The sequence below is a fragment of the Devosia sp. 919 genome, from assembly GCF_013185965.1.
In the GTDB taxonomy this organism is placed as follows: domain Bacteria; phylum Pseudomonadota; class Alphaproteobacteria; order Rhizobiales; family Devosiaceae; genus Devosia.
Genome location: NZ_JABAOL010000001.1, coordinates 2210190 through 2230499, shown reverse-complemented (window position 1 = coordinate 2230499; position 20310 = coordinate 2210190). Strand labels below are relative to the sequence as shown.

Genomic DNA, 20310 nt, shown 5'->3' with positions numbered 1-20310 from the left:
TCCCCTACTCCGCTGCCTGACGCAGGCCGGCGGCCATGGCAGCGCATTCGCCCATGGTTGCCGATGCGCGCGCGATCGGGTTGCTGAGATAAAAATCACTGACCGGAGAAGCAAAGCTGAGCTTCTTGCCGCGGGTCGAGCCCTTGGCCAGCTTGGTGATGTCGGCCAGCTTGGTGGGCGCAACATCATCGATCCGGGCCAGATGCGGGTATTCAGCATAAAGCGCGGCGCGCAGCTGCGGCAGCGAATTGAACGGCAGGGTCACGCCGGCAACTGCCGAAAGCGCCCGCAGGATGGCCCAGTCTTCCTTGGCCTCACCTGGGGGGAACACGGCGCGGTTGGTGACCTGCACCCGCCCTTCCGTGTTGACATAGGTCGCGCTCTTTTCGGTATAGGCGGCGCCGGGCAGGATGACGTCGGCGCGGTGAGCGCCATTGTCGCCGTGGGTGCCCAGATACACCACCATGGTGTCGCCAAGACCGGTCAAATCGTGTTCGTCGGCGCCCAGCAGGAACAACACGTCAACGCCGCCCGCCAGCATGGCCGCCGTATCCGCAGCGCCCTTGGCGGGCACGAAACCGACATCGAGAGCGCCGACGCGAGCTGCCGCATTGTGCAGCACGGCAAAGCCGTTCCAGCCTTCTGCCAGTTCCGGATTGCCGGTGGCGAGCTGTGCGGCCGCAGCCAGGACATCGGCCGTGGCAGCGCCTTCGCCCACGATCACCAGCGGTCGCTTGGCCTGCTTCCAGGTATCGGCGAACGAGCCGAGACCCGCAGCCAGGTCCAGCAGCGTGTTGTTACCGTGACCAAGGTGCTCATAGGTGTAGGTCAGGTCAGCGGCTTCTCCGATCACGCCGATCGGCAGGCCGGTGGCGCGCCACACCTTGCGGATGCGGGCATTGAGCACGGCCGCTTCACGGCGGGGATTGGTGCCGACGAGGAGAATGGCGTCAGCCTGCTCGATCCCGGCAATAGTGGGATTGAACACATAGCTGGCGCGACCGCCGGCAGGGCTCAGGGCCGATCCAACCGGGCGCGCATCGATATTGCTCGAGCCGAGCGAGGCCAAAAGCGTCTTGAGCGCAAACATTTCCTCAACGCCGGCAAGGTCGCCGGCAATGGCACCGATGCGCACGCCCGGCTTCTTGACGGCCTTGGCAACGGTCGCGAACGCGTCTTCCCAGGTGGTGGGAGCCAGTTTGCGGTTGCGCCGGACATAGGGGCGGTCAAGGCGCTGGGACTTGAGCGCATCCCACACATAGCGGGTCTTGTCGGAAATCCACTCTTCGTTGATCGCCTCATTGACGCGCGGCAGGATGCGCATCACTTCGCGACCACGGCTATCGACGCGGATGGCCGAACCCAGGGCATCCATGACATCGATGCTCTCGGTCTTGCTCAATTCCCACGGACGGAACGAGAAGGCATAGGGCTTTGATGTGAGCGCGCCCACCGGGCACAGATCAACCACATTGCCCTGCAGCTCGCTCGACAGCGCCTTTTCGAGATAGGAGGTGATCTCGGCGTCCTCGCCGCGACCCAGCAGGCCCATCTCGGCAATGCCGGCCACTTCGGTGGTGAAGCGAACGCACCGCGTGCAGTGAATGCAGCGGTTCATCGAGGTCTTGACCAGCGGCCCAAGATACTTGTCCTCGACCGCGCGCTTGTTTTCGGCAAAGCGGTTCTTGTCCACGCCATAGGCCATGGCCTGGTCCTGCAGATCGCACTCGCCGCCCTGATCGCAGATCGGGCAATCGAGTGGATGGTTGATCAGCAGGAATTCCATCACGCCTTCGCGGGCCTTCTTGACCATTGGCGTGTTGGTGAACATTTCGGGCGGCTCGCCATTGGGGCCGGGACGCAGGTCCTTGACCGCCATGGCGCAGGAAGCCTGTGGCTTGGGGGGGCCGCCCTTCACCTCGACCAGGCACATGCGGCAGTTGCCGGCCACCGACAGGCGCTCATGGTAACAAAAGCGCGGGATTTCGGCGCCGGCCGCTTCGGCAGCCTGCATCAGGGTGAAGTGATCGGGAACTTCGACGAGTTGGCCGTCGACTTTGATATTTGCCATCGGGCCCTACTCCGCCGCGATCGACGGCACCGCGCCGTCGGAGGTGGATGAATATGTGTACTGGTCGATCCGCTCTTCGATCACGTGCCGGAAGTTGCGGATCAGGCCCTGGATCGGCCAAGCCGCGGCATCGCCCAGCGCGCAAATGGTGTGGCCCTCGATCTGCTTGGTCACTTCGAACAGCATGTCGATCTCGCGCTTCTGGGCGCGACCTTCAACCATGCGATCCATGACGCGCATCATCCAGCCCGTGCCTTCGCGGCAGGGCGTGCACTGGCCGCAGCTTTCGTGCTTGTAGAAAGCGGCAAGGCGCCAGATGGCCTTGATGATGTCCGTCGACTTGTCCATCACGATGATGCCGGCGGTGCCGAGCGAGCCGCCCACTTCGCGCAGGCCGTCGAAGTCATAGATGGCGTGGCGGATCTTTTCGCCGGGCACGCAGGGCACGGACGAGCCGCCGGGGATCACGGCGAGCAGATTGTCCCACCCGCCGCGAATACCGCCGCAATGCTTCTCGATGATCTCTTCAAAGGTGCAGCCAAGCGCTTCCTCGAAGGTCGCGGGCTTGTTGACGTGCCCCGAAACGCACATCAGCTTGGTGCCGGTATTGTTGGCGCGGCCGATAGAAGCGAACCAAGCGCCCGAACGACGCAGGATTTCGGGCACAACGGCGATGGACTCGACATTGTTGACCGTGGTCGGGTTGCCGTAAACGCCCATGCCGGCGGGGAATGGCGGCTTGAGCCGGGGCTGGCCCTTCTTGCCTTCCAGCGATTCCATCAGCGCAGTTTCTTCGCCGCAGATATAGGCCCCCGCGCCGTGATGGACGATGATGTCCAGGTCCCAGCCATGGATGTTGTTCTTGCCGATCAGCTTGGCGTCATAGGCCTCCTGAACGGCCTGCTCCAGGTGCTGCCGCTCGCGGATGAATTCGCCGCGCACATAGATAAAGGCCAGGTGCGCATCCATGGCGCGGGCCGCCAGAAGGCACCCCTCCACCAGATGGTGCGGATCATGGCGCAGAATATCGCGGTCCTTGCAGGTGCCGGGCTCGGATTCGTCGGCATTGACCAAGAGGTAATGCGGGCGCCCGTCAGACACCTTGGGCATGAAGGTCCACTTCAGCGCCGTCGGGAACCCTGCCCCGCCGCGGCCGCGCAAGCCCGAAGCCTTGACCTCGTTGGTGATCCAGTCGCGGCCAGCATCGATGAACTCGCGGGTGCCTTCCCAGGCACCGCGCGAGCGCGCACCGGCCAGTGTCCAGTCGCCCTGACCATAGAGATTGGTGAAAATGCGATCTTTGTCAGCGAGCACGATTATGACTCCGACTTGTCGTCGTTGGAGATGTCGCCGCCATGTTCCACGGTCGGCTTCAAATCCTCGGTTTTGGGCTTGCGGCGCCGAACGGGCTTTTTGGCCGCAGCATCAACGGCTGCCGCGTCTTCCCCGCTCAACTCCTTGCTGTCGACCACCGTGCTGCCGGAGGTCGATTCCGCTTCTTGGGCATCTGGCTGCGTACCGCCGCCGGCGGCGCCATCGCTGCTGCCCGAGCGGCTTTCCTTGCCTGGAGCCTTGCCACCGTCGATCTTGCTGGCGTCGCTTTCCGCGCCAGTGGCGTCAGGCCGCATCGCCTTGTTGGGCTCGCCATCGGCATTGGCTTCGCGGTCGAATTCCTTGCGCTCGGCTTCGGCATGGGCCTGTGAAACCTTGCCCTGGGGCGCCGGTCCCTTGAAGGCAGGTGCAGAGTCTTCGTTGACATCACGCGGCTTGGCCGCAGTGGTCGGCGCCTGGGGCGCTGCCGGCTTGGGTGCAGCAGGCGCGGCACCTGCCGGTGCGGCAGCGTCGGCCGGAGGCGCTGGCGGCACGAACTTTTCGCGCTTCGCGGTCGGTGGCTCGTTGAGCGTCGTGCGTCCGCCTTCGGCCGCGGAATTCAGCCGCTCGATCTGGGTGCCCGTCTTGATGCTGGCGCCCTGCCCCGCCGCAAAGGCATCGACGATCTCTTCGAAGCGCTCTGGGCTCAGGTCTTCGTAGGTGTCGTGGAAGATGGCGACCATGGGAGCATTGACGCAGGCGCCCAGGCACTCGACCTCTTCCCAGGACATGGTGCCATCCGCATTGGTATGGCGCTGTTCAGGATGGATCTTGCTTTTGCACACCTTAATCAGCGCTTCCGAACCGCGCAGCATGCAGGGCGTCGTGCCGCAAACCTGAATATGGGCGCGGGTGCCGACAGGTGCCAGTTGGAACTGCGTATAAAAAGTCGCAACTTCCAGCACCCGGATATAGGCCATGCCAAGCATATCCGCGATCGTCTCGATCGTGGCCCGGGTGACCCAGCCATCCTGATCCTGTGCCCGCATCAGCAGCGGAATCACTGCCGATTGCTGGCGTCCTTCGGGATAAAGGCCAATGGTGCGTTCCGCCCAGCGGGCGTTTTCCGAATTGAACGCGAAAGTAGCCGGTTGAACCGACTCGTCTGCAAGGCGACGCGCAACCATCAGCGATCAACCTCTCCGAACACGATGTCTAGTGAGCCCAGGATCGCCGAAACGTCCGCCAGCATGTGGCCGCGACACAGGAAATCCATGGCTTGAAGATGGGCAAAGCCGGGAGCCCGGACCTTGCAGCGATACGGCTTGTTGGTGCCGTCCGAGACCAGATAGACGCCGAACTCGCCCTTGGGCGCTTCGACGGCGGCATAGACCTCGCCGGCGGGCACCTTGAAGCCCTCGGTATAAAGCTTGAAGTGATGAATCAGCGCTTCCATCGACCGCTTCATCTCACTGCGCTTAGGGGGCACGACCTTGCCGTCGAGCGCAGCGATCGGACCCTTGCCTTCCGGGGCATTAAGGCGATCGATGCACTGCTTCATCAGCGAGGTCGACTGGCGCATTTCTTCCATGCGGATCAGGTAGCGATCATAGCAATCGCCATTCTTGCCGATCGGAATGTCGAACTCGAGCTCTTCGTAGCACTCATAGGGCTGGCTCTTGCGCAGGTCCCAGGCAGCGCCGGCGCTGCGCACCATGATCCCCGAGAAACCCCAGTTCCAGGCATCCTCGAGTGACACGACGCCGATATCGACATTGCGCTGCTTGAAGATACGGCTGTCCGTCAGCAGCGTGCCGATATCCTCGAGCGCTGAAGGGAAGGTCTTGGTAGCAAAAGCCTCGATATCGTCGATCAGGTCCTGCGGCAGGTCCTGGTGCACGCCACCGGGGCGGAAGTAAGCGGCGTGCAGGCGACTGCCCGACGCGCGCTCATAAAACATCATCAGCTGTTCGCGCTGCTCAAAGCCCCAAAGCGGCGGGGTAAGTGCGCCGACGTCCATGGCCTGGGTGGTCACGTTCATCAGGTGCGACAGCAGCCGGCTGATTTCACAGAACAGAACGCGGATCAGTTGCGCGCGGCGCGGCACTTCGATGCCGAGCAGCTTTTCCACTGCAAGGCAGAAGGCGTGCTCCTGGCTCATCGGCGCGACATAATCGAGGCGATCGAAATAGGGCACGGCCTGCAGATAGGTCTTGTGCTCGATCAGCTTTTCGGTGCCGCGATGCAAGAGGCCAACATGCGGGTCCACGCGTTCGATGATTTCGCCATCAAGCTCAAGGATGAGGCGCAGCACGCCGTGCGCCGAAGGGTGCACGGGACCGAAATTGAGTGTGAAATTGCGGACTTCGGCTTCTAAAGTCATTGCTTCGCCTTCTCGTCGCCCGGCAGCACGTAATCGGTGCCTTCCCAGGGCGACAGGTAATCGAAAGAGCGGAATTCCTGGTGCAGCCGGACCGGCTCATAGACCACCCGCTTGCGCTCCTCATCGTAGCGAACTTCGATGAAGCCAGTGAGCGGGAAGTCCTTGCGCAGGGGATGACCGTCAAAGCCGTAGTCAGTCAGCAGACGTCGCAGGTCCGGATGGCCCGAGAACAGCACGCCGTAAAGATCATAGGCCTCGCGCTCGAACCAGTCGGCGCCCTTGAACACGCCCGTGATGCTGGGCACCGGCACGATGTCGTCGGCGGCCAGCTTCACGCGGATGCGCAAATTCGTATAGGGGCTGAGGAAGTGGTACACTACCTCGAAGCGTTCCTCACGCTCGGGGTAGTCGGCGCCGCAAATGTCGATGATGCTGACCATCCGGCATTGCGGGTCGGTGCGCAAGAATTCAGCTACCGCCACAATCGAGTCGCGCTCGACCATAACCGTCAGTTCGCCAAAAGCGATAGCGGTCTCCAGCACGGCGCTGCCAAGCGAGCGCGCTACATGCTCGCCCAGGGCGGCGAGTGGATCGACCTGGATTGCCTCATCCATACCCAAAAGACCTTATCGCTCGATGGTACCGGTGCGGCGGATCTTCTTTTGCAGCAGCAGAATGCCGTAAAGAAGCGCCTCCGCGGTTGGGGGGCAGCCAGGAACATAGATGTCGACCGGCAAGATGCGATCGCAGCCACGCACCACCGAATAGGAATAGTGGTAGTAGCCGCCGCCATTGGCACAGGAGCCCATGGAGATCACATAGCGCGGCTCGGGCATCTGGTCATAGACCTTGCGCAGGGCCGGAGCCATCTTGTTGGTCAGCGTGCCCGCCACGATCAACACGTCAGATTGGCGTGGAGACGCGCGCGGTGCGGTACCGAACCGCTCCACGTCATAGCGCGGCATCGACATCTGCATCATCTCGACGGCGCAGCAGGCCAGGCCCGTCTGCATCCACATCAGCGAGCCGGTACGTGCCCAATTGATCAACTGGGAAACGCTGGAAACCAGGAAGCCCTTGTCGGCCAGCTCGTCGGTCACATCCGTGAAGAACGGATCGTCGGCGCCGGCCGGCTTGTTGGTGCGCGGGTCGATCAGGCCACTGGGACGAGGCGTCACCAGCGTGCCGTTGTTTTGTTCACTCAATCCCATTCAAGTGCACCTTTCCGCCATTCATAGAGGAAGCCGACGGTCAACACGCCCAGGAAGATCATCATCGACCAGAAGCCGAACCAACCCACATCCCGGAAAGCCACGGCCCAGGGGAACAGGAACGCAACTTCAAGATCGAAGATGATGAAGAGAATCGAGACGAGATAGAATCGCACATCGAACTTCATGCGGGCGTCGTCAAAGGCATCAAAGCCCGCCTCAAAGGCCGATACTTTTTCTGGATCGGGGCGCTTCACTGCAATCAGGAACGGCGCGATCAGCAGTGACATGGCGATCAAGCCAGCCAAACCGACAAAAAGCACGATGGGCAGGTAGTTGCTGAGCAATTCAGTCATGCGGCAGCCTGTGTTCAAGACCCGACCGGGCGGTCGGTTTGCGCGCCGGCAGCGCAAGCAATTGGGGCGAGCGACGCGGGGCGAAATTGATGCCTCCGCTTAGACCTTCCACCCGGTTGTTTCAAGGGAAAGAAAATCTGATCTAACAGATCATGTATAGGCGAGCAGACGTGCCGACGTTTCGACCGCTTATTTAGTGCAGAGCAGGCAAAAGAAAAGGCCCCGCAATGCGGGGCCTCAACACTAGACCGTCATCAAACAGTCGGCATTCTTAGAAGTGGTAGAACACACCAACGGTGGCCTTGCCAGCAGCGAAGAAGTCGTCGTTGCCGTCGATGTCATCGTCGTCGTCCAGGTTGCCCAGGCCGAGAACTTCACCACGGAGCGACACGGAGTCGGTCAGGGCAACTTCAACGCCAGCGCCGAGAGCATAGACGCCCTGTTCGTCGTCGCCACCAACGGTGGAGCCGAGACCACCAGCTGCGTAGATCAGGACCGAGTCGGTCAGCAGAGCGCCAACGCGACCGAGGGCCAGGATCAGGCCGGCATCATCGTCGCCGTCCAGGAACAGGTAATCAGCCTGCAGCTCGATACCGACAACGATCGGATCGGCAACGGTGAAGTTCACACCGATGATACCGCCGACCAGGCCGGTGGTGTCGACGTCGTCGGCAAAGATGCCGCCGGCTTCGATACCAGCATAGAGGCCATCCCAGCTGAAGCCGGCAGCTTCATAGATTGGCTCTGGGGTGGTTGGGATGATGAGATCGGCAGCCTGCGCGCCGACCGAAGCAACAACGGCGATGGAAGCGCCAAGGAGAAGAGAACGAATGGCCATTAAAGCCCCCATATCAAGGAAGAATACGAGAGTAGTGGGGCAAGTACAGATTCGCCGCAAGGGCGATTGTGGCCTTCCGGGCCGGCCGGGCAACGCTTGTTGGCAGCTGTTGCACTAAGGCCGCACTGTGGCAGATCGTGTTAACACCTTGTTAAAACCAAAACGGCGAACCGCGGTGCGGTTCGCCGAATTGGGTTTGCAAGTTTGTGCTGGCAGGGCGTCACCGCCCTGCCAGCTTGCAGATCTTAGAAGTGGTAGAACACGCCAACGGTTGCCTTGGCAGCGTTGAAGAAGTCGTCGTTGGAATCGTCGTCGTCGTCGAGCGAGCCGAGACCAAGAACTTCACCGCGCAGCGACACGGAGTCGGTCAGAGCAACTTCAACGCCACCGCCGAGAGCGAAGACGCCTTCTTCGTCGTCACCACCAACAGTGGTGCCAACGCCGCCAGCTGCGTAGACCAGGACCGAGTCGGTCACAACGGCGCCAACGCGGCCGAGAGCCAGGATCAGGCCGGCGTCATCGCCGTCCAGGAACAGGTAGTCAGCCTGCAGCTCGATACCGACAACGATCGGATCGGCAACAGTGAAGTTCACACCAACGATACCACCGACCAGGCCGGTCGTGTCGACGTCGTCGGCAAAGATGCCGCCGGCTTCGATACCAGCATAGAGGCCATCCCAGCTGAAGCCAGCAGCTTCATAGATTGGCTCTGGAGCGGTTGGGATGATGAGGTCGGCAGCCGAAGCGCCGGAAACGAGGAGCGCCGTAGCGGCGACACCGAGGGTAAGCGAACGTACAAACATAATCTTGCACTCCCATAGAGTTAACCGTAGTCGACGGCTTAGATGCCTCACTACAATGCGCGAGGCAACCCTATGGTGACGCAAAAATGGCACCGCAGCTAACACCTGGTGACCATTCGGGGGTCGGTGTTGCCAGAATACCGCGCTTTTGGCTCAGTTTGATACAATTGGGCAGGCGGCAGCAAGAATTCTGGCGGCAATGTGTCACAACCGAGGCAGCTTGGCGACTCAAATTGTGAAGAATGCAGGCAGATTCGCGCGCTCACCGGCAAATGGGGCACTCAGAAGTGGAATCGCGCCCCGAGGGTGACCTGATCGCTTGATTCCTCTCCTGCGATCGGGAACCCATGGAGATACTGCGCCTCGACCGTTACGCTCTCGCTTACCGCGAACTCGAGGCCTCCACCCAGCAGCACCTCTTCTTGTTCGGGCGCGCCCCGGTCGATCCCATAGCCTCCGGCGGCATAAACCAGCACGTCATCGGCGACGATCAGGCCGGCGCGGCCCAGGATCTGCCCGTAGCTGGCTCCCCCCACATCCCCGGAAAGCCCCTGCACGGAGACTTCCGCCCCCACGAGATAGAAGTCGAACTGGAGATTGACGCCAGCCTGGATGCCAAGCATGGCTTGGGTGTCCGAACCGGTGGCGCGCGCGCCACCATAGATGCCAGCGTAAAAGCCGCTCCAATCGAATGGAGCCTCTTCATATAAGGGCAAGGCGGCCGGGGTGCTGGTTTCCACGAGGATCGGATCAGCCGCATGCGCTGCGCTCACCCCGAGAAGGGTCAGCAGCACCGGTACAATTAGCTTTCCCGTTCTGGCCATGGCGTGCGTCCTTGCCTGGCCAACCAACGTGGCGGCCACGCAGCAGTTCCTCTGCCCGGCAAATGTGCTCTTTATAGGGTACCCACGAGTACGGGCTCCTCGCGGAACCGCTCGGGAAAGAGTGCCTTGAGCGCGGTGATCTTGGGCAGGTCATGCACCGCAATGTAGGGCCAGGTTGGATTGAGCGTCAGAAAGTCCTGGTGATATTGCTCGGCCGGGTAGAACGCCATCAAGGGCTCCAGCGTCGTGACGATCGGGCCTTCGAACAGTTCGGCACCATCAAGCTGTTTGATATAGGCAGCCGCGATTCGCTCCTGCTCAGGGTTTTGCACGAAGATGGTCGAGCGATACTGGGTGCCGTGATCGGGCCCCTGGTAGTTCAGTTGCGTCGGATTATGGGCAACGGAGAAATACACCTGGAGCAGATCGCCATAGCTCACCACGGAAGGGTCATAGGTCACTTCAACCGCTTCGGCGTGCCCCGTGGTCCCGCTGCTGGTCAGATCATAGGTCGCGGTTTCGGCCGCGCCACCGGAATATCCCGATACAGCCTTGGTAACGCCCTCCAGGTGCTGGAACACCCCCTGCACCCCCCAAAAGCAGCCGCCGGCAAAGACTGCCACGGCGGTGTTGCCGGTTTGGGTCAAGTCGACCGTAGGTGGGGGAATCTCCACGGCCTTTTCCTGCGCCATCAGCGGGGCGCAGAACCAGGCCAGGGCTAGCAGGGGCAATATAAAGAGAGTGGCCCAAAATCCGGTTGAGCTAGAGGCACGCAAGGCAGCAGCGGAACGGTTCGATGGCACGGGATGATCCTCTCGGGCGGCTGGGCCGCATTGCCCAACAATATGGAGCCGGCCACGCCAGAGTTCACGGGGCTCACCACAAGGTGAAATTGCCGCCCGGCTAGGTCAAGGCCGCGGCCGCCTGGCGGAGATCGGGCGCGTCAATGCGCCGGTAGCGGGCCTGCACCAGACCATAAAGCCCGAACGCCACGAGGCCCAGCGCAGCCAGACCATATAGAATGCGGCCGAACGGCAGGTGGCGGATATAATCGAGGGCTTCGGTTGTGCTCCCAGCTTGCTGCGGATCGACCGCCAGCGCCGCAAACACGAACAATACGCCCACCACTGCAAACAGGACGCCCCGCGCTGCCAGGCCGAACAGGCTCACTGCATGGATTTTGCCGGCATGTTCGGCCGGAATGGAAAGGCGGTCTTGGTACTTCTTGGAGTAACCGCGCCAAATCTGGAACAAGCCGCCACCAATGATGGCGATCCCCACCGCGCCGACCAGCCAGCGGCCGAAAGGTTGTCCCATCAACCAGGCGGTCATGCTGTCTTCGCCGTTGGAGCCGCCCTGCCCACCCGCTCCCAGGGCGAGGCTTGCTGCGGCGATCGCCAATGTAGCGTTACCCGCCGCGCTGATCAGGCTGGCGGCCCTGGCGCCCAGACCCTTGGCATCGCTGCCGTGGTGATCGGCATCGAGAAAGGCCTGCGCCAGCCGCCACGCCACATAGCCAAACAGGCCCACCGCCACTGCGCTCAGCAGCACTCGCCCAAAAGGCGCGCCCAGGAGGTTCCCCAAAGCATTCTCGTTACTGGCTTGCTGGCCTGCGCCATAGAACGCGCTGGCGAGCGCCAAGCCGCCGAGCAGGACATAAACAATCCCGCGCGCCGCATATCCCCACCGCGCCAATAACTCGAACTTGTTCTTCATGCCGCTCTCCAAATCAGGCCTGAGGAACTGCCTGCACGCGAGCAGGTTCCCTTCGCCGATCTCGGGGAGCGCACTGGCTGCATCAAAGGGACTTCTACCCATTGAACGCCTGGCAAAGCCCGAGGTGATGCTCTGCGAGCAGTACCGCTGCTGATTGGCCACCTGGGGTGACGATCGGCGACAACCTCAAGAACACCGCCTAGCGCCCCGGACCCAAGCTCCCTCGCCTCAGCTATGCTGGCTAATCACCTAATGACTTTTGTGGAGTGGGTGAGCGCGGAAAAAACGCCAATTCTGGGCCGGTGAACTCACCGAATGAACATGACTGAACCGCTCACCAAAGCTCAGGTCTTTCAAGCCGCCGCGACCGTTGCCAGTGGCTATTTCGCTGGCAGTCCCACCGCTTTGGCGGAGGTTGGGCCGGCCTTTGCCAAAATTCTCCAGATCGTGGCTGCGGCCGGCGGTCCGGGTGGCAATATCTCGGGCCTCGAGCCCGCGGTCCCGTTCGATCAATCCATCAAGCGCGACTTCATCATCTGCATGGTCTGCGGAAAAAAGCTGCGCAGCCTCAAGCACCATCTGCGCTCGCTCCACAGCCTCACCCCAGAGCACTACCGCTCGATGTGGAACCTGCCCGACAACTATCCGATGGTCGCCGAAGAACTGTCACTGGTGCGCTCCGACATTTCGCGCAAGACCCAGGCCGACTTCAAGGCCGCGCACGGCATGTCCCTGCCCCGCGCCAAGCCACCGCGACGCCGGCAACGCAGCGCCTAGGCAGGCACCACAGCCCAAAAAGACAAATTCTAGGCGTCGCAGAAGCCCGAGAATATCTGTAATGAAGGGGATCGGGCCACCTGCCCGCACAACGCGCCCCCTTCCAAAGTCTCGACAAGATCAAGAAGAAGGGTGGCGCGAGAGACGGGGCTCGAACCCGCGACCTCCGGCGTGACAGGCCGGCGCTCTAACCAACTGAGCTACTCCCGCAGCGGCAAACTGTCTGTCTGCGCAACGTGTGGTGGATGTACCCAGCGCCCCCTGCCAAGTCAAGCAGCCAAAACCGTTTCGGCGAGAAATTTCGCTTGGCCTGCAGCGCTGTGGATAACTTTGCGCTCGCGCTACCCGAGCCTCGCCGGCCTTCTGTCACCCCTCAGCAAAAGGCGCCGCAGATCAGCCCCGGATGTCTCAAAACAAATCATCCCGCAGCTTGGCGCGAGCGACGGCGCCGGCATGAACTGCCCAAACAAAGTGCTGGCTTGCACACGCCCGCGCCAAACAAGCCGCCGGCCGTTTTCTTGGACCGTATCAGACAGCCCTAGCCGTAGCGCTGCTTTCCAGGCGCTGCAGTCGGCAAAATTGCTTGCCGCAACACGCCCGCACCCTCACGCCAATGGCTTCAGCTCACCTCGGGCGGTGGGACACAAAAAGAACCGGTCCGCCGATCCGGGATCGACATTTCCGTCAGGAAAGCCCGATTTTTCCGTCGCCGTGCCATCCAACGCGGCGAATCTGCGCGGAATCAGCCGCGCTGCCCCCGACTCGCACGGCGTCGGCTCATTCATCGCTCGGCCAAGAGGCTAAAGCTTGAAGCGCAGGCCCAGCGTCGCCGCGTTTGACCCGTCGATCTCAGCGATCACTCCATACCCTCCCGAGCGGTGATGAATGCGGGCAAACATTTCGAGGTCCGGGAAGTCGGCATGCGATACGGCAATTTCCGGGCCCATATAAAAGAGCACCGGTACGTTCCGGTCGATCCAGCCGGCCCGCTCCTTTTCGACCCCGATAGTGTCGGACACCATCGAGATGCCGCCGGTGATCGCTGGCGAGATGGTGACATCGCCGATGGTCACGCCATCGTTCTTGAGCACCACCCCCGTCCAGATCTCGGCTGATGCTTCCTGCCCCACCCGCATCCCCACCCCAAGCTCGAGGCCAAAGTGAAAATTGGCCGGCAGGTCGGCAACAAAGGTCTGGTAGCCTGCCCCCACGAAATAGTTGTCTTCATAATGGGGCCGCCAGAACGCGGCAGTTTCCCAGACCCACTCGTCCTGAAAGCGTCCCCCGAAAATAAAGACGTTTGAGCCATCGGTAATTGGTCCGGCATAGCTCGGCGCTGCTGACAATGCAGCCACGGCAATGCAGGCCCCGATTTTGGCACGGTACATATGCAATACTCCGCATGCCCCCCGCCCAACCGTACCGGCTACGCCGGCCATGGGCAATAAATCTCCCGGTGATTGTGAACGCATAAGGTAAAGCTGGCGTTCTGCCTTGGGGACTGGCGCCACTGCCCCGAGCGCAGCCCACTGCTTGATCACCATTTTCGGAGGGAAAGTGTCTGGGAAAACGGCGCCACAGCGAAAATGCCGCCCGCTGCTCCTGGCCGTATTTCGGATGGGGTCCATCCCTGCCGCTGCGGGAGATAATCGCCCCGCCAGGGTCATGATCTCGGGTTGGAGCGGGGCGGCCGGGCCAAAGGACTGGTCGGGGTGCCAACAAGTTGCAGGCCAGGACAAGCGCTTCCGCGACAATGTTTCGGGTTGCGCTGAGCTGCTACTCCAGTAACAAGCATCTGGTATCCCAGCCTCCCCCCAAAACTACTCAAAGGTGCCCGCCCGGACAATGACCCCGTCTGTTTTGCTGATCGCGGTTCTGCTCTTGCCCTTCATGGCTGCTATTGTCGCAGCGGTGTTGCCCTCAAATGCGCGGAACGCGGAAGCGTGGCTGGCGGGTGCCGTGGCGGCACTGGGCTTTGCCGCCATGGTCTGGCTGTTCCCCCAGATCGGCGATGGCGATGTGATCCGCCACGAGATCAGCTGGGTGCCGGCACTCAATCTCAATCTCGTGCTGCGGCTGGATGGGTTTTCCTGGCTCTTCGGGGTTCTGGTCACCGGCGTCGGGTTTTTGGTGGTGCTTTATGCCCGCTATTATATGTCGCCCAATGACGCGGTACCGCGCTTTTTCGCGTTCTTTCTGGCCTTTATGGGCTCGATGCTGGGCCTGGTGCTCTCGGGCAACATCATCCAGATGGCAGTGTTCTGGGAGCTGACCTCGATCACCTCGTTCCTGCTGATCGGGTACTGGTTCCATCTCGGGCAGGCGCGCGACGGCGCGCGCATGGCCCTCACTGTCACCGGACTTGGCGGCCTGTGCCTGCTCGTCGGCATGCTGCTGATCGGCCATATTGTGGGCAGCTATGACCTTGATGTGGTGCTGGCTTCGGGCGATACGATTCGCAATCACCCGCTTTACCTGCCTACCTTGCTGCTGGTGCTGATGGGGGCGCTGACCAAATCGGCCCAGTTCCCGTTCCATTTCTGGCTGCCCCACGCCATGGCGGCCCCCACCCCCGTTTCGGCCTATCTGCACTCGGCGACGATGGTGAAGGCGGGCGTGTTCCTCCTTGTCCGCTTCTGGCCAGTTCTGGCCGGCACCGACCAATGGTTCTGGATTGTCACCTCCGCCGGACTGATCACCTTGGTCTTTGGGGCCTTCGTCGCCATCTTCCAGACCGATCTCAAGGGCCTGCTGGCTTATTCAACCATCAGCCATCTCGGCCTGATCACCGCCCTTTTGGGCATGTCGACCCCGCTCGCGACCGTGGCAGCGATCTTCCACATCGCCAATCACGCGACCTTCAAGGCTTCGCTCTTCATGGCGGCGGGCATCATCGACCATGAAACCGGCACCCGCGACATCCGCAAGCTCAGCGGCTTGTTCCGCTACATGCCCTTTACCGCCACCCTTGCGATGGTCGCCAGCGCCGCCATGGCCGGAGTGCCGCTGCTCAACGGCTTTTTGTCCAAGGAGATGTTCTTCGCCGAAACGGCGCAGCGCGACGCCAATCCCTTTGTCAACATTGCCCTGCCTGCTGCCGCCATTCTCGGCAGCCTCTTTGCCGTCACCTATTCGCTGCGCTTCGTGCTGGGCGTCTTCTTCGGTCCCCCGCCGCAGGGCCTGACCAAAGTGCCGCATGAGCCCCCGGCGCTGATGCGCCGGCCCATCGAAATTCTCGTTCTGCTTTGCCTTGTCGTGGGCGTAGTTCCCGGCATCACTATCGGCCCCTATCTGGCGGCGGCCGTGGTTTCGGTCACCGGCCCCGACACCCCTTATTACAGCCTCTCGGTCTGGCATGGCTGGAACTTTGCTCTGTTCATGAGCCTGATCGCCCTGGTCGGCGGCGCCCTGCTGTATTGGGCGCTCCATGCTTATCTGCAAAAGGGCATCGAAGGTCCCCCGCTGCTGCGCCGGCTCAAGGGCAAGCGCATCTTCGAGCGCATCATGCTTACCGTCACCTCCAAATGGGCCCGACGGCTGGAAAGCTTGTTCGGCACGCGTCGGCTGCAGCCGCAATTGTTTCTGCTGTTTTTCGCCGCCACGGCCGCTGCAGCCGTCATCCTTGCCGGCCGCTTGGGACGGCTCGAACTGGGGCTCGACGGGTTCGATCCGGTGTTCGCCCTTCTTTGGCTCATCGGCATCGTTTGCGCCGTCACTGCCGCGCAGCAGGCCAAGTTCCACCGGTTGGTGTCGCTGGTTCTTCTGGGCGGCACGGGCCTTGTCACGTGCATGACCTTTGTTTGGTTCTCCGCGCCCGACCTTGCCGTCACCCAGCTCCTCGTCGAGATCGTCACCACCGTGCTGATCCTCCTCGGCCTGCGCTGGCTGCCCAAGCGGGTCGAGGACATGCGCGACGTGGTGGTCCTGCGCCGAGCCCGCTTCCGTCGCTATCGCGATCTCGCCCTGTCGCTGGTGGCAGGCCTCGGCCTCGGTCTGCTGTCCTATGCGGTGATGACGCGCCAGCTCCCCAACGGCATTTCCGAGTTCTTCCTCGAAAACGCCTACAAGCTTGGCGGCGGCACCAATGTGGTCAATGTCATGCTGGTGGATTTCCGCGCCTTCGATACGCTGGGCGAAATTACCGTCCTGGGCATTGTAGCCGTCACGGTCTTTGCCATTCTGCGCCGCTTCCGCCCTGCGGCCGACTCGATCGACAAGCCCGAGCAACAGTTGATCCAGAATGCCTTCGATGACCGGGCGCCCGAGCGCAGCCCGGGCGACACAGTCAATGAATACCTGCTGATCCCCGCCGTGATCATGCAGTGGATGTTCCCCGTCATCATCGTTCTGGCCCTGCACCTGTTCCTGCGCGGCCATGATCAGCCCGGCGGCGGCTTTGCGGCTGGCATCGTCATGTCGATCGGCTTCATCCTGCAATATATGGCAGGGGGCACGCGCTGGGTGGAGGACCGCCTTCGCATCTTGCCCGTACGCTGGATCGGCAGCGGTCTGCTTCTGGCGCTGCTGGTGGGCATGGCTTCCTTCGTCTTTGACTATCCCTTCATGACCACGGCATTCCAATATGCCGACCTGCCGCTGATCGGCCGGGTGCCCTTGGCAAGCGCGCTGTTATTTGACCTTGGCGTGTTCAGCCTCGTGATCGGCGCGACCGTGCTGATCCTGATCGCCCTTGCTCACCAGTCGATTCGTTCGCCCAAGCCCGCGCGGCGACCCGTGCCGCCGGTGCCCGAAGCGGAAGTGTCGGCCGATGCACCGGTGGAGGCTCGCTGATGGAACTCGTTCTTGCAATCAGTATTGGCGTCTTGGCCAGCTGCGGCGTTTACCTGATGCTGCGCCCGCGCACCTTCCAGGTCATCATTGGCCTGTCGCTCCTGTCCTATGCGGTGAACCTCTTCATTTTCGCCATGGGCCGCCTCAAGATGAACGGCGCGCCCGTTCTGGGCAAAGATGGCGTGGTCGACCCCAGCCTTTATGCCGATCCCGTGCCGCAGGCCCTGGTGCTGACGGCCATCGTCATCGGCTTTGCCATGACGGCGCTGTTTCTTGTGGTGCTGCTGGCCGCGCGCGGTTTGACCGGAACCGACCATGTCGACGGGAGGGAACGGCGGTGACCGGCTTTATCGATAACCTGATCATCCTGCCCATCCTCTTGCCCATGGCCACCGGTGCGCTGCTGCTGATGTTCGATGATCGCCTGCGCAATGCGCGGGCGCTGGTCAGCCTCGGCTCGACAGTCATGCTGCTGGTGGGCTCGGTCCTGCTCGTGATGCAGGCCAATGCCCAACCCACCGGCGCGCTTGCCGTTTACGAGCTTGGCAACTGGCCGGCCCCCTTTGGCATCGTCCTTGTAGCCGATCGCCTTTCGGCCATGATGGTGCTGGTGACCGCGATCCTTGGCATCTCGGCGCTGGTGTATTCCCTTGCCCGCTGGCACTCCGCGGGCAGCAGCTTCCACAGCTTGTTCCAGTTCCTCTTGATGGGCGTCAACGGCGCCTTTCTCACCGGCGACGTCTTCAACCTCTTTGTGTTCTTCGAGGTGATGCTGGCCGCCTCCTATGGTCTGGCCCTGCACGGCCAGGGCGCCGCGCGCGTCAAGGCCTCGCTGCACTATATCGCCGTCAATCTGGCCGCCTCCTTCCTGTTCCTGATCGGGGCGGCGCTGATCTATGGCGTCACCGGCACCCTCAACATGGCCGATCTCGCGGGCAAGGTCGCCAACATCGCCGAAACGGATCGGGGCCTGCTCGAAACCGGCGCCGCCATTCTGGGCGTCGCCTTCCTGATCAAGGCGGGCATGTGGCCGCTCGGCTTCTGGTTGCCCACCTCCTATGCAGCAGCCGCCGCACCGGTCGCGGCGGTCTTTGCCATCATGACCAAGGTCGGCGTTTACGCCGTGTTGCGGATTTCGACCCTCGCCTTCGGGGCCGAAGCGGGGGTTTCCGCTGGGTTCGGAAACACCGTTCTCTTGATGGGCGGCCTTGCCACCCTCGCCTTTGGGACCATTGGCGTGCTGGCCGCCCAGACGACGTCCCGGCTCGCCGGGTACAGCGTCCTTGTCTCTTCGGGCACCCTGCTCGCCACCATGGGCATGGGCAATGCCGGCGCCACCAGCGGCGCGCTCTTTTACCTCGTCGTCTCGACCCTCGCCATCTCGGCCTTCTTCATGCTGGTGGAACTGCTCGACCGGGTGCGTATTGAAGGCGCTGATGTGCTCGCCGTCACCATGGAAGCCTATGGCGATGACGAGGAAGGTGATGAAGAAGACGAAATCGGCGTCGCCATTCCCGCGACCCTCGCCGTACTCAGCATCAGCTTTGGCCTTTGTATCCTGCTGATCGCCGGCCTGCCGCCGCTGGCCGGTTTTGTGGCCAAGGTCGCGATCATCTCCGCCATCTTCAACCCCGATGGCCTTACTCAAACCGCGCCCATTCCACCCTCCGCCTGGTGGCTCACCGCCTTGCTGATCTTTTCCGGTTTTGCGGCGCTTGTGGCGCTGACCCGCACCTGGATCAACACCTTCTGGGCCACCATGTCCGAACGCCCAGCGCCGGTCCGGGTGATCGAGATCGCCCCGGTGCTCCTGCTCCTCTGCCTCACTGTCGCGACCACCATCCTGGCCGGACCTGCCCTTAGCTACACCCAGGCCATCGCCGACCAGCTCTACACCCCCGCGCCCGTAATCGAGGAAGTGCTGGAGCCACCCGCGCCGGGTCAGCTGGTGGAGGTGGTGCCATGAGAAAGCTGCTGCCTTACCCCATCCTGTCGCTCAGCCTTCTGGTGCTGTGGCTGCTTCTGCAGCAGTCCCTTGGCCTCGGACAAATCCTGCTTGGCGCCGTCATCGCCGTGCTGGCCGCCCGTGCCTTTGCGGCGCTTGAGCCCCAACAGCCCCGCGCCCGTAAGCTCGGCAGCATTTTCCGGCTCGCCGCCTATGTGGTGGTTGATGTGATGCGCTCCAACCTTGCCGTCGCCAGCATTGTGCTACGGGATCGGCACCACCAGCGAACCGCTGGCTTCGTCGTCATGCCGCTGACGCTGCGCGACCGCTCAGGCCTTGCCATTCTCGCCTGCATCATCACCGCGACGCCTGGCAGTGCCTGGCTCGAATATGACGCTGTGCATGCCACCGTGCTGATCCATGTGCTTGACCTCGTTGATGAAGCGACCTGGATCGATACCATCAAGAACCGCTATGAGCGTTTGCTGCTGGAGATTTTCCAATGAGCGCAGCCATTCTCCATTGGTGCCTGTTGCTGTCGCAATTGCTGGTCGGCCTCGCCTTGATCCTTGCCACCTACCGGATGATCCGCGGGCCCCGCGCGCAGGACCGCATTCTTGCGCTCGATGCCTTTTACGTCGCCGCCATGCTCATGCTGGTGCTGTTCGGCATCCGCATTGGCTCCAACATTTATTTCGAAGTGGCTCTGCTGATCGGGGCCCTGAGCTTTGTCGGCACCGTCGCCCTGGCCAAGTTCCTCATGCGCGGCGAGGTCATTGAATGAGCGAAATTCCTGTTTGGCTCGCGGTCTTGGTTGGCGGCCTGTCCATTCTGGGCGCCGCCTTCACCCTCCTGGGCTGCATCGGCTTGGCTCGCTTTGACAGCTTTTACGCCCGCATCCACGCGCCGACCCTCGGCACGAGCCTTGGCAGCATCGCGATTCTCCTCGCTTCGATAGTCTACTTCACCGTGTCGGCCCAGCGCCCGGCCGTGCATGAAGTGCTGATCCTGGTGTTCGTGTCGATCACGACGCCCGTTACCCTGATGCTGCTGGCCCGCGCCGCGCTGTACCGCGACCGCGCGGAACGCAGCGGCGACGTTCCGCCGCAATGGGGCCAGGATATCGTGGTGGAACGCACCGACGCCCCGACCGAGGGCTGAGTTCCCTTCGCTCTGCGCCGCTGCCCTCCTGAGCGGCACGGCGTCCCACACTGGCTTGACTTTAGTTCTGTTGCGCCTACCTTGGGTGCATGAACCCTTGTTTCAACATCCTCCACGCGTTTG

The 20310-nt window shown here is 62.2% G+C and carries 20 protein-coding genes and 1 tRNA gene; 7 read left to right on the top strand and 14 right to left on the bottom strand.

All coding sequences use genetic code 11. The annotated features are described in order from the left end of the window. Nucleotides 1-4: 4 nt before the first annotated feature. The 12 genes from nuoG to HRQ64_RS10925 all read right to left on the bottom strand — a co-directional run bounded on the left by nuoG (nucleotide 5) and on the right by HRQ64_RS10925 (nucleotide 11513). Nucleotides 5-2071, bottom strand: a complete 2067-nt coding sequence (gene nuoG, locus HRQ64_RS10980; RefSeq protein WP_172123304.1) for an NADH-quinone oxidoreductase subunit NuoG — start codon at nucleotides 2069-2071, stop codon at nucleotides 5-7. 6 nt (nucleotides 2072-2077) lie between these two features. After that, nucleotides 2078-3385, bottom strand: coding sequence for an NADH-quinone oxidoreductase subunit NuoF (nuoF, locus tag HRQ64_RS10975; protein WP_127753044.1), 1308 nt, complete (start codon nucleotides 3383-3385; stop codon nucleotides 2078-2080). Nucleotides 3386-3387: 2 nt separating this feature from the next. Beyond that, entirely contained in the window at nucleotides 3388-4569 is a 1182-nt protein-coding gene (gene nuoE, locus HRQ64_RS10970; RefSeq protein ID WP_172123303.1) for an NADH-quinone oxidoreductase subunit NuoE, read from the bottom strand. Further along, nucleotides 4569-5765, bottom strand: coding sequence for an NADH-quinone oxidoreductase subunit D (locus HRQ64_RS10965; protein ID WP_127753042.1), 1197 nt, complete (start codon nucleotides 5763-5765; stop codon nucleotides 4569-4571). Before HRQ64_RS10965 ends, nuoE begins: the two co-directional genes overlap by 1 nt. Next, on the bottom strand, nucleotides 5762-6379 hold the full coding sequence (locus HRQ64_RS10960; RefSeq protein WP_127753041.1) for an NADH-quinone oxidoreductase subunit C: 618 nt from the start codon (nucleotides 6377-6379) through the stop codon (nucleotides 5762-5764). The genes HRQ64_RS10965 and HRQ64_RS10960 overlap by 4 nt, the downstream gene beginning before the upstream one ends. Nucleotides 6380-6391: 12 nt before the next feature. Then, complete coding sequence (locus tag HRQ64_RS10955; RefSeq protein ID WP_127753040.1) at nucleotides 6392-6976, bottom strand: NADH-quinone oxidoreductase subunit B; 585 nt, start codon at nucleotides 6974-6976, stop codon at nucleotides 6392-6394. Continuing rightward, nucleotides 6967-7332, bottom strand: a complete 366-nt coding sequence (locus tag HRQ64_RS10950) for an NADH-quinone oxidoreductase subunit A (RefSeq protein WP_127753039.1) — start codon at nucleotides 7330-7332, stop codon at nucleotides 6967-6969. The genes HRQ64_RS10955 and HRQ64_RS10950 overlap by 10 nt, the downstream gene beginning before the upstream one ends. Nucleotides 7333-7603: 271 nt before the next feature. Next, complete coding sequence (locus tag HRQ64_RS10945; RefSeq protein WP_164854804.1) at nucleotides 7604-8170, bottom strand: outer membrane beta-barrel protein; 567 nt, start codon at nucleotides 8168-8170, stop codon at nucleotides 7604-7606. A gap of 245 nt (nucleotides 8171-8415) precedes the next feature. Beyond that, the gene (locus HRQ64_RS10940) at nucleotides 8416-8973 is read right to left on the bottom strand and encodes an outer membrane beta-barrel protein (RefSeq protein ID WP_127753037.1); all 558 of its coding nucleotides are present in this window, start codon (nucleotides 8971-8973) and stop codon (nucleotides 8416-8418) included. 281 nt (nucleotides 8974-9254) lie between these two features. Continuing rightward, nucleotides 9255-9797 carry a porin family protein gene (locus HRQ64_RS10935; protein ID WP_172123302.1) on the bottom strand — a complete coding sequence of 181 codons (543 nt, stop codon included), beginning with the start codon at nucleotides 9795-9797 and terminating at the stop codon, nucleotides 9255-9257. A 71-nt stretch (nucleotides 9798-9868) separates the two neighbouring features. After that, nucleotides 9869-10531, bottom strand: coding sequence for a peptide-methionine (S)-S-oxide reductase MsrA (gene msrA, locus HRQ64_RS10930; protein WP_349236737.1), 663 nt, complete (start codon nucleotides 10529-10531; stop codon nucleotides 9869-9871). Between the two features lie 169 nt (nucleotides 10532-10700). Beyond that, nucleotides 10701-11513, bottom strand: a complete 813-nt coding sequence (locus HRQ64_RS10925) for a DUF1206 domain-containing protein (RefSeq protein ID WP_172123301.1) — start codon at nucleotides 11511-11513, stop codon at nucleotides 10701-10703. Nucleotides 11514-11828: 315 nt separating this feature from the next. On the opposite strand from HRQ64_RS10925, the gene HRQ64_RS10920 reads away from it, so the two are divergent. Beyond that, the gene (locus HRQ64_RS10920; RefSeq protein ID WP_127753034.1) at nucleotides 11829-12290 is read left to right on the top strand and encodes a MucR family transcriptional regulator; all 462 of its coding nucleotides are present in this window, start codon (nucleotides 11829-11831) and stop codon (nucleotides 12288-12290) included. Between the two features lie 133 nt (nucleotides 12291-12423). Here HRQ64_RS10920 and HRQ64_RS10915 read toward each other — a convergent pair. Continuing rightward, nucleotides 12424-12500 (bottom strand) — tRNA-Asp (locus HRQ64_RS10915). Nucleotides 12501-13090: 590 nt separating this feature from the next. Further along, entirely contained in the window at nucleotides 13091-13678 is a 588-nt protein-coding gene (locus tag HRQ64_RS10910; RefSeq protein ID WP_172123300.1) for a hypothetical protein, read from the bottom strand. Between the two features lie 457 nt (nucleotides 13679-14135). Here HRQ64_RS10910 and HRQ64_RS10905 point away from each other — a divergent pair, with 457 nt between their 5' ends. Genes HRQ64_RS10905 through mnhG form a run of 6 tightly spaced genes read left to right on the top strand, consistent with a single transcriptional unit; the run spans nucleotide 14136 to nucleotide 20187 of the window. After that, entirely contained in the window at nucleotides 14136-17081 is a 2946-nt protein-coding gene (locus HRQ64_RS10905) for a monovalent cation/H+ antiporter subunit A (RefSeq protein ID WP_172123299.1), read from the top strand. Then, on the top strand, nucleotides 17081-17422 hold the full coding sequence (locus tag HRQ64_RS10900; protein WP_172123298.1) for a Na+/H+ antiporter subunit C: 342 nt from the start codon (nucleotides 17081-17083) through the stop codon (nucleotides 17420-17422). Before HRQ64_RS10905 ends, HRQ64_RS10900 begins: the two co-directional genes overlap by 1 nt. Next, nucleotides 17419-19047, top strand: a complete 1629-nt coding sequence (locus HRQ64_RS10895; protein ID WP_172123297.1) for a monovalent cation/H+ antiporter subunit D — start codon at nucleotides 17419-17421, stop codon at nucleotides 19045-19047. The genes HRQ64_RS10900 and HRQ64_RS10895 overlap by 4 nt, the downstream gene beginning before the upstream one ends. Next, nucleotides 19044-19532 carry a Na+/H+ antiporter subunit E gene (locus HRQ64_RS10890; protein WP_172123296.1) on the top strand — a complete coding sequence of 163 codons (489 nt, stop codon included), beginning with the start codon at nucleotides 19044-19046 and terminating at the stop codon, nucleotides 19530-19532. Before HRQ64_RS10895 ends, HRQ64_RS10890 begins: the two co-directional genes overlap by 4 nt. Then, nucleotides 19529-19810, top strand: coding sequence for a K+/H+ antiporter subunit F (locus HRQ64_RS10885; protein WP_127753029.1), 282 nt, complete (start codon nucleotides 19529-19531; stop codon nucleotides 19808-19810). Before HRQ64_RS10890 ends, HRQ64_RS10885 begins: the two co-directional genes overlap by 4 nt. Then, nucleotides 19807-20187 carry a monovalent cation/H(+) antiporter subunit G gene (mnhG, locus tag HRQ64_RS10880; protein ID WP_172123295.1) on the top strand — a complete coding sequence of 127 codons (381 nt, stop codon included), beginning with the start codon at nucleotides 19807-19809 and terminating at the stop codon, nucleotides 20185-20187. The genes HRQ64_RS10885 and mnhG overlap by 4 nt, the downstream gene beginning before the upstream one ends. Nucleotides 20188-20310: the final 123 nt, after the last annotated feature.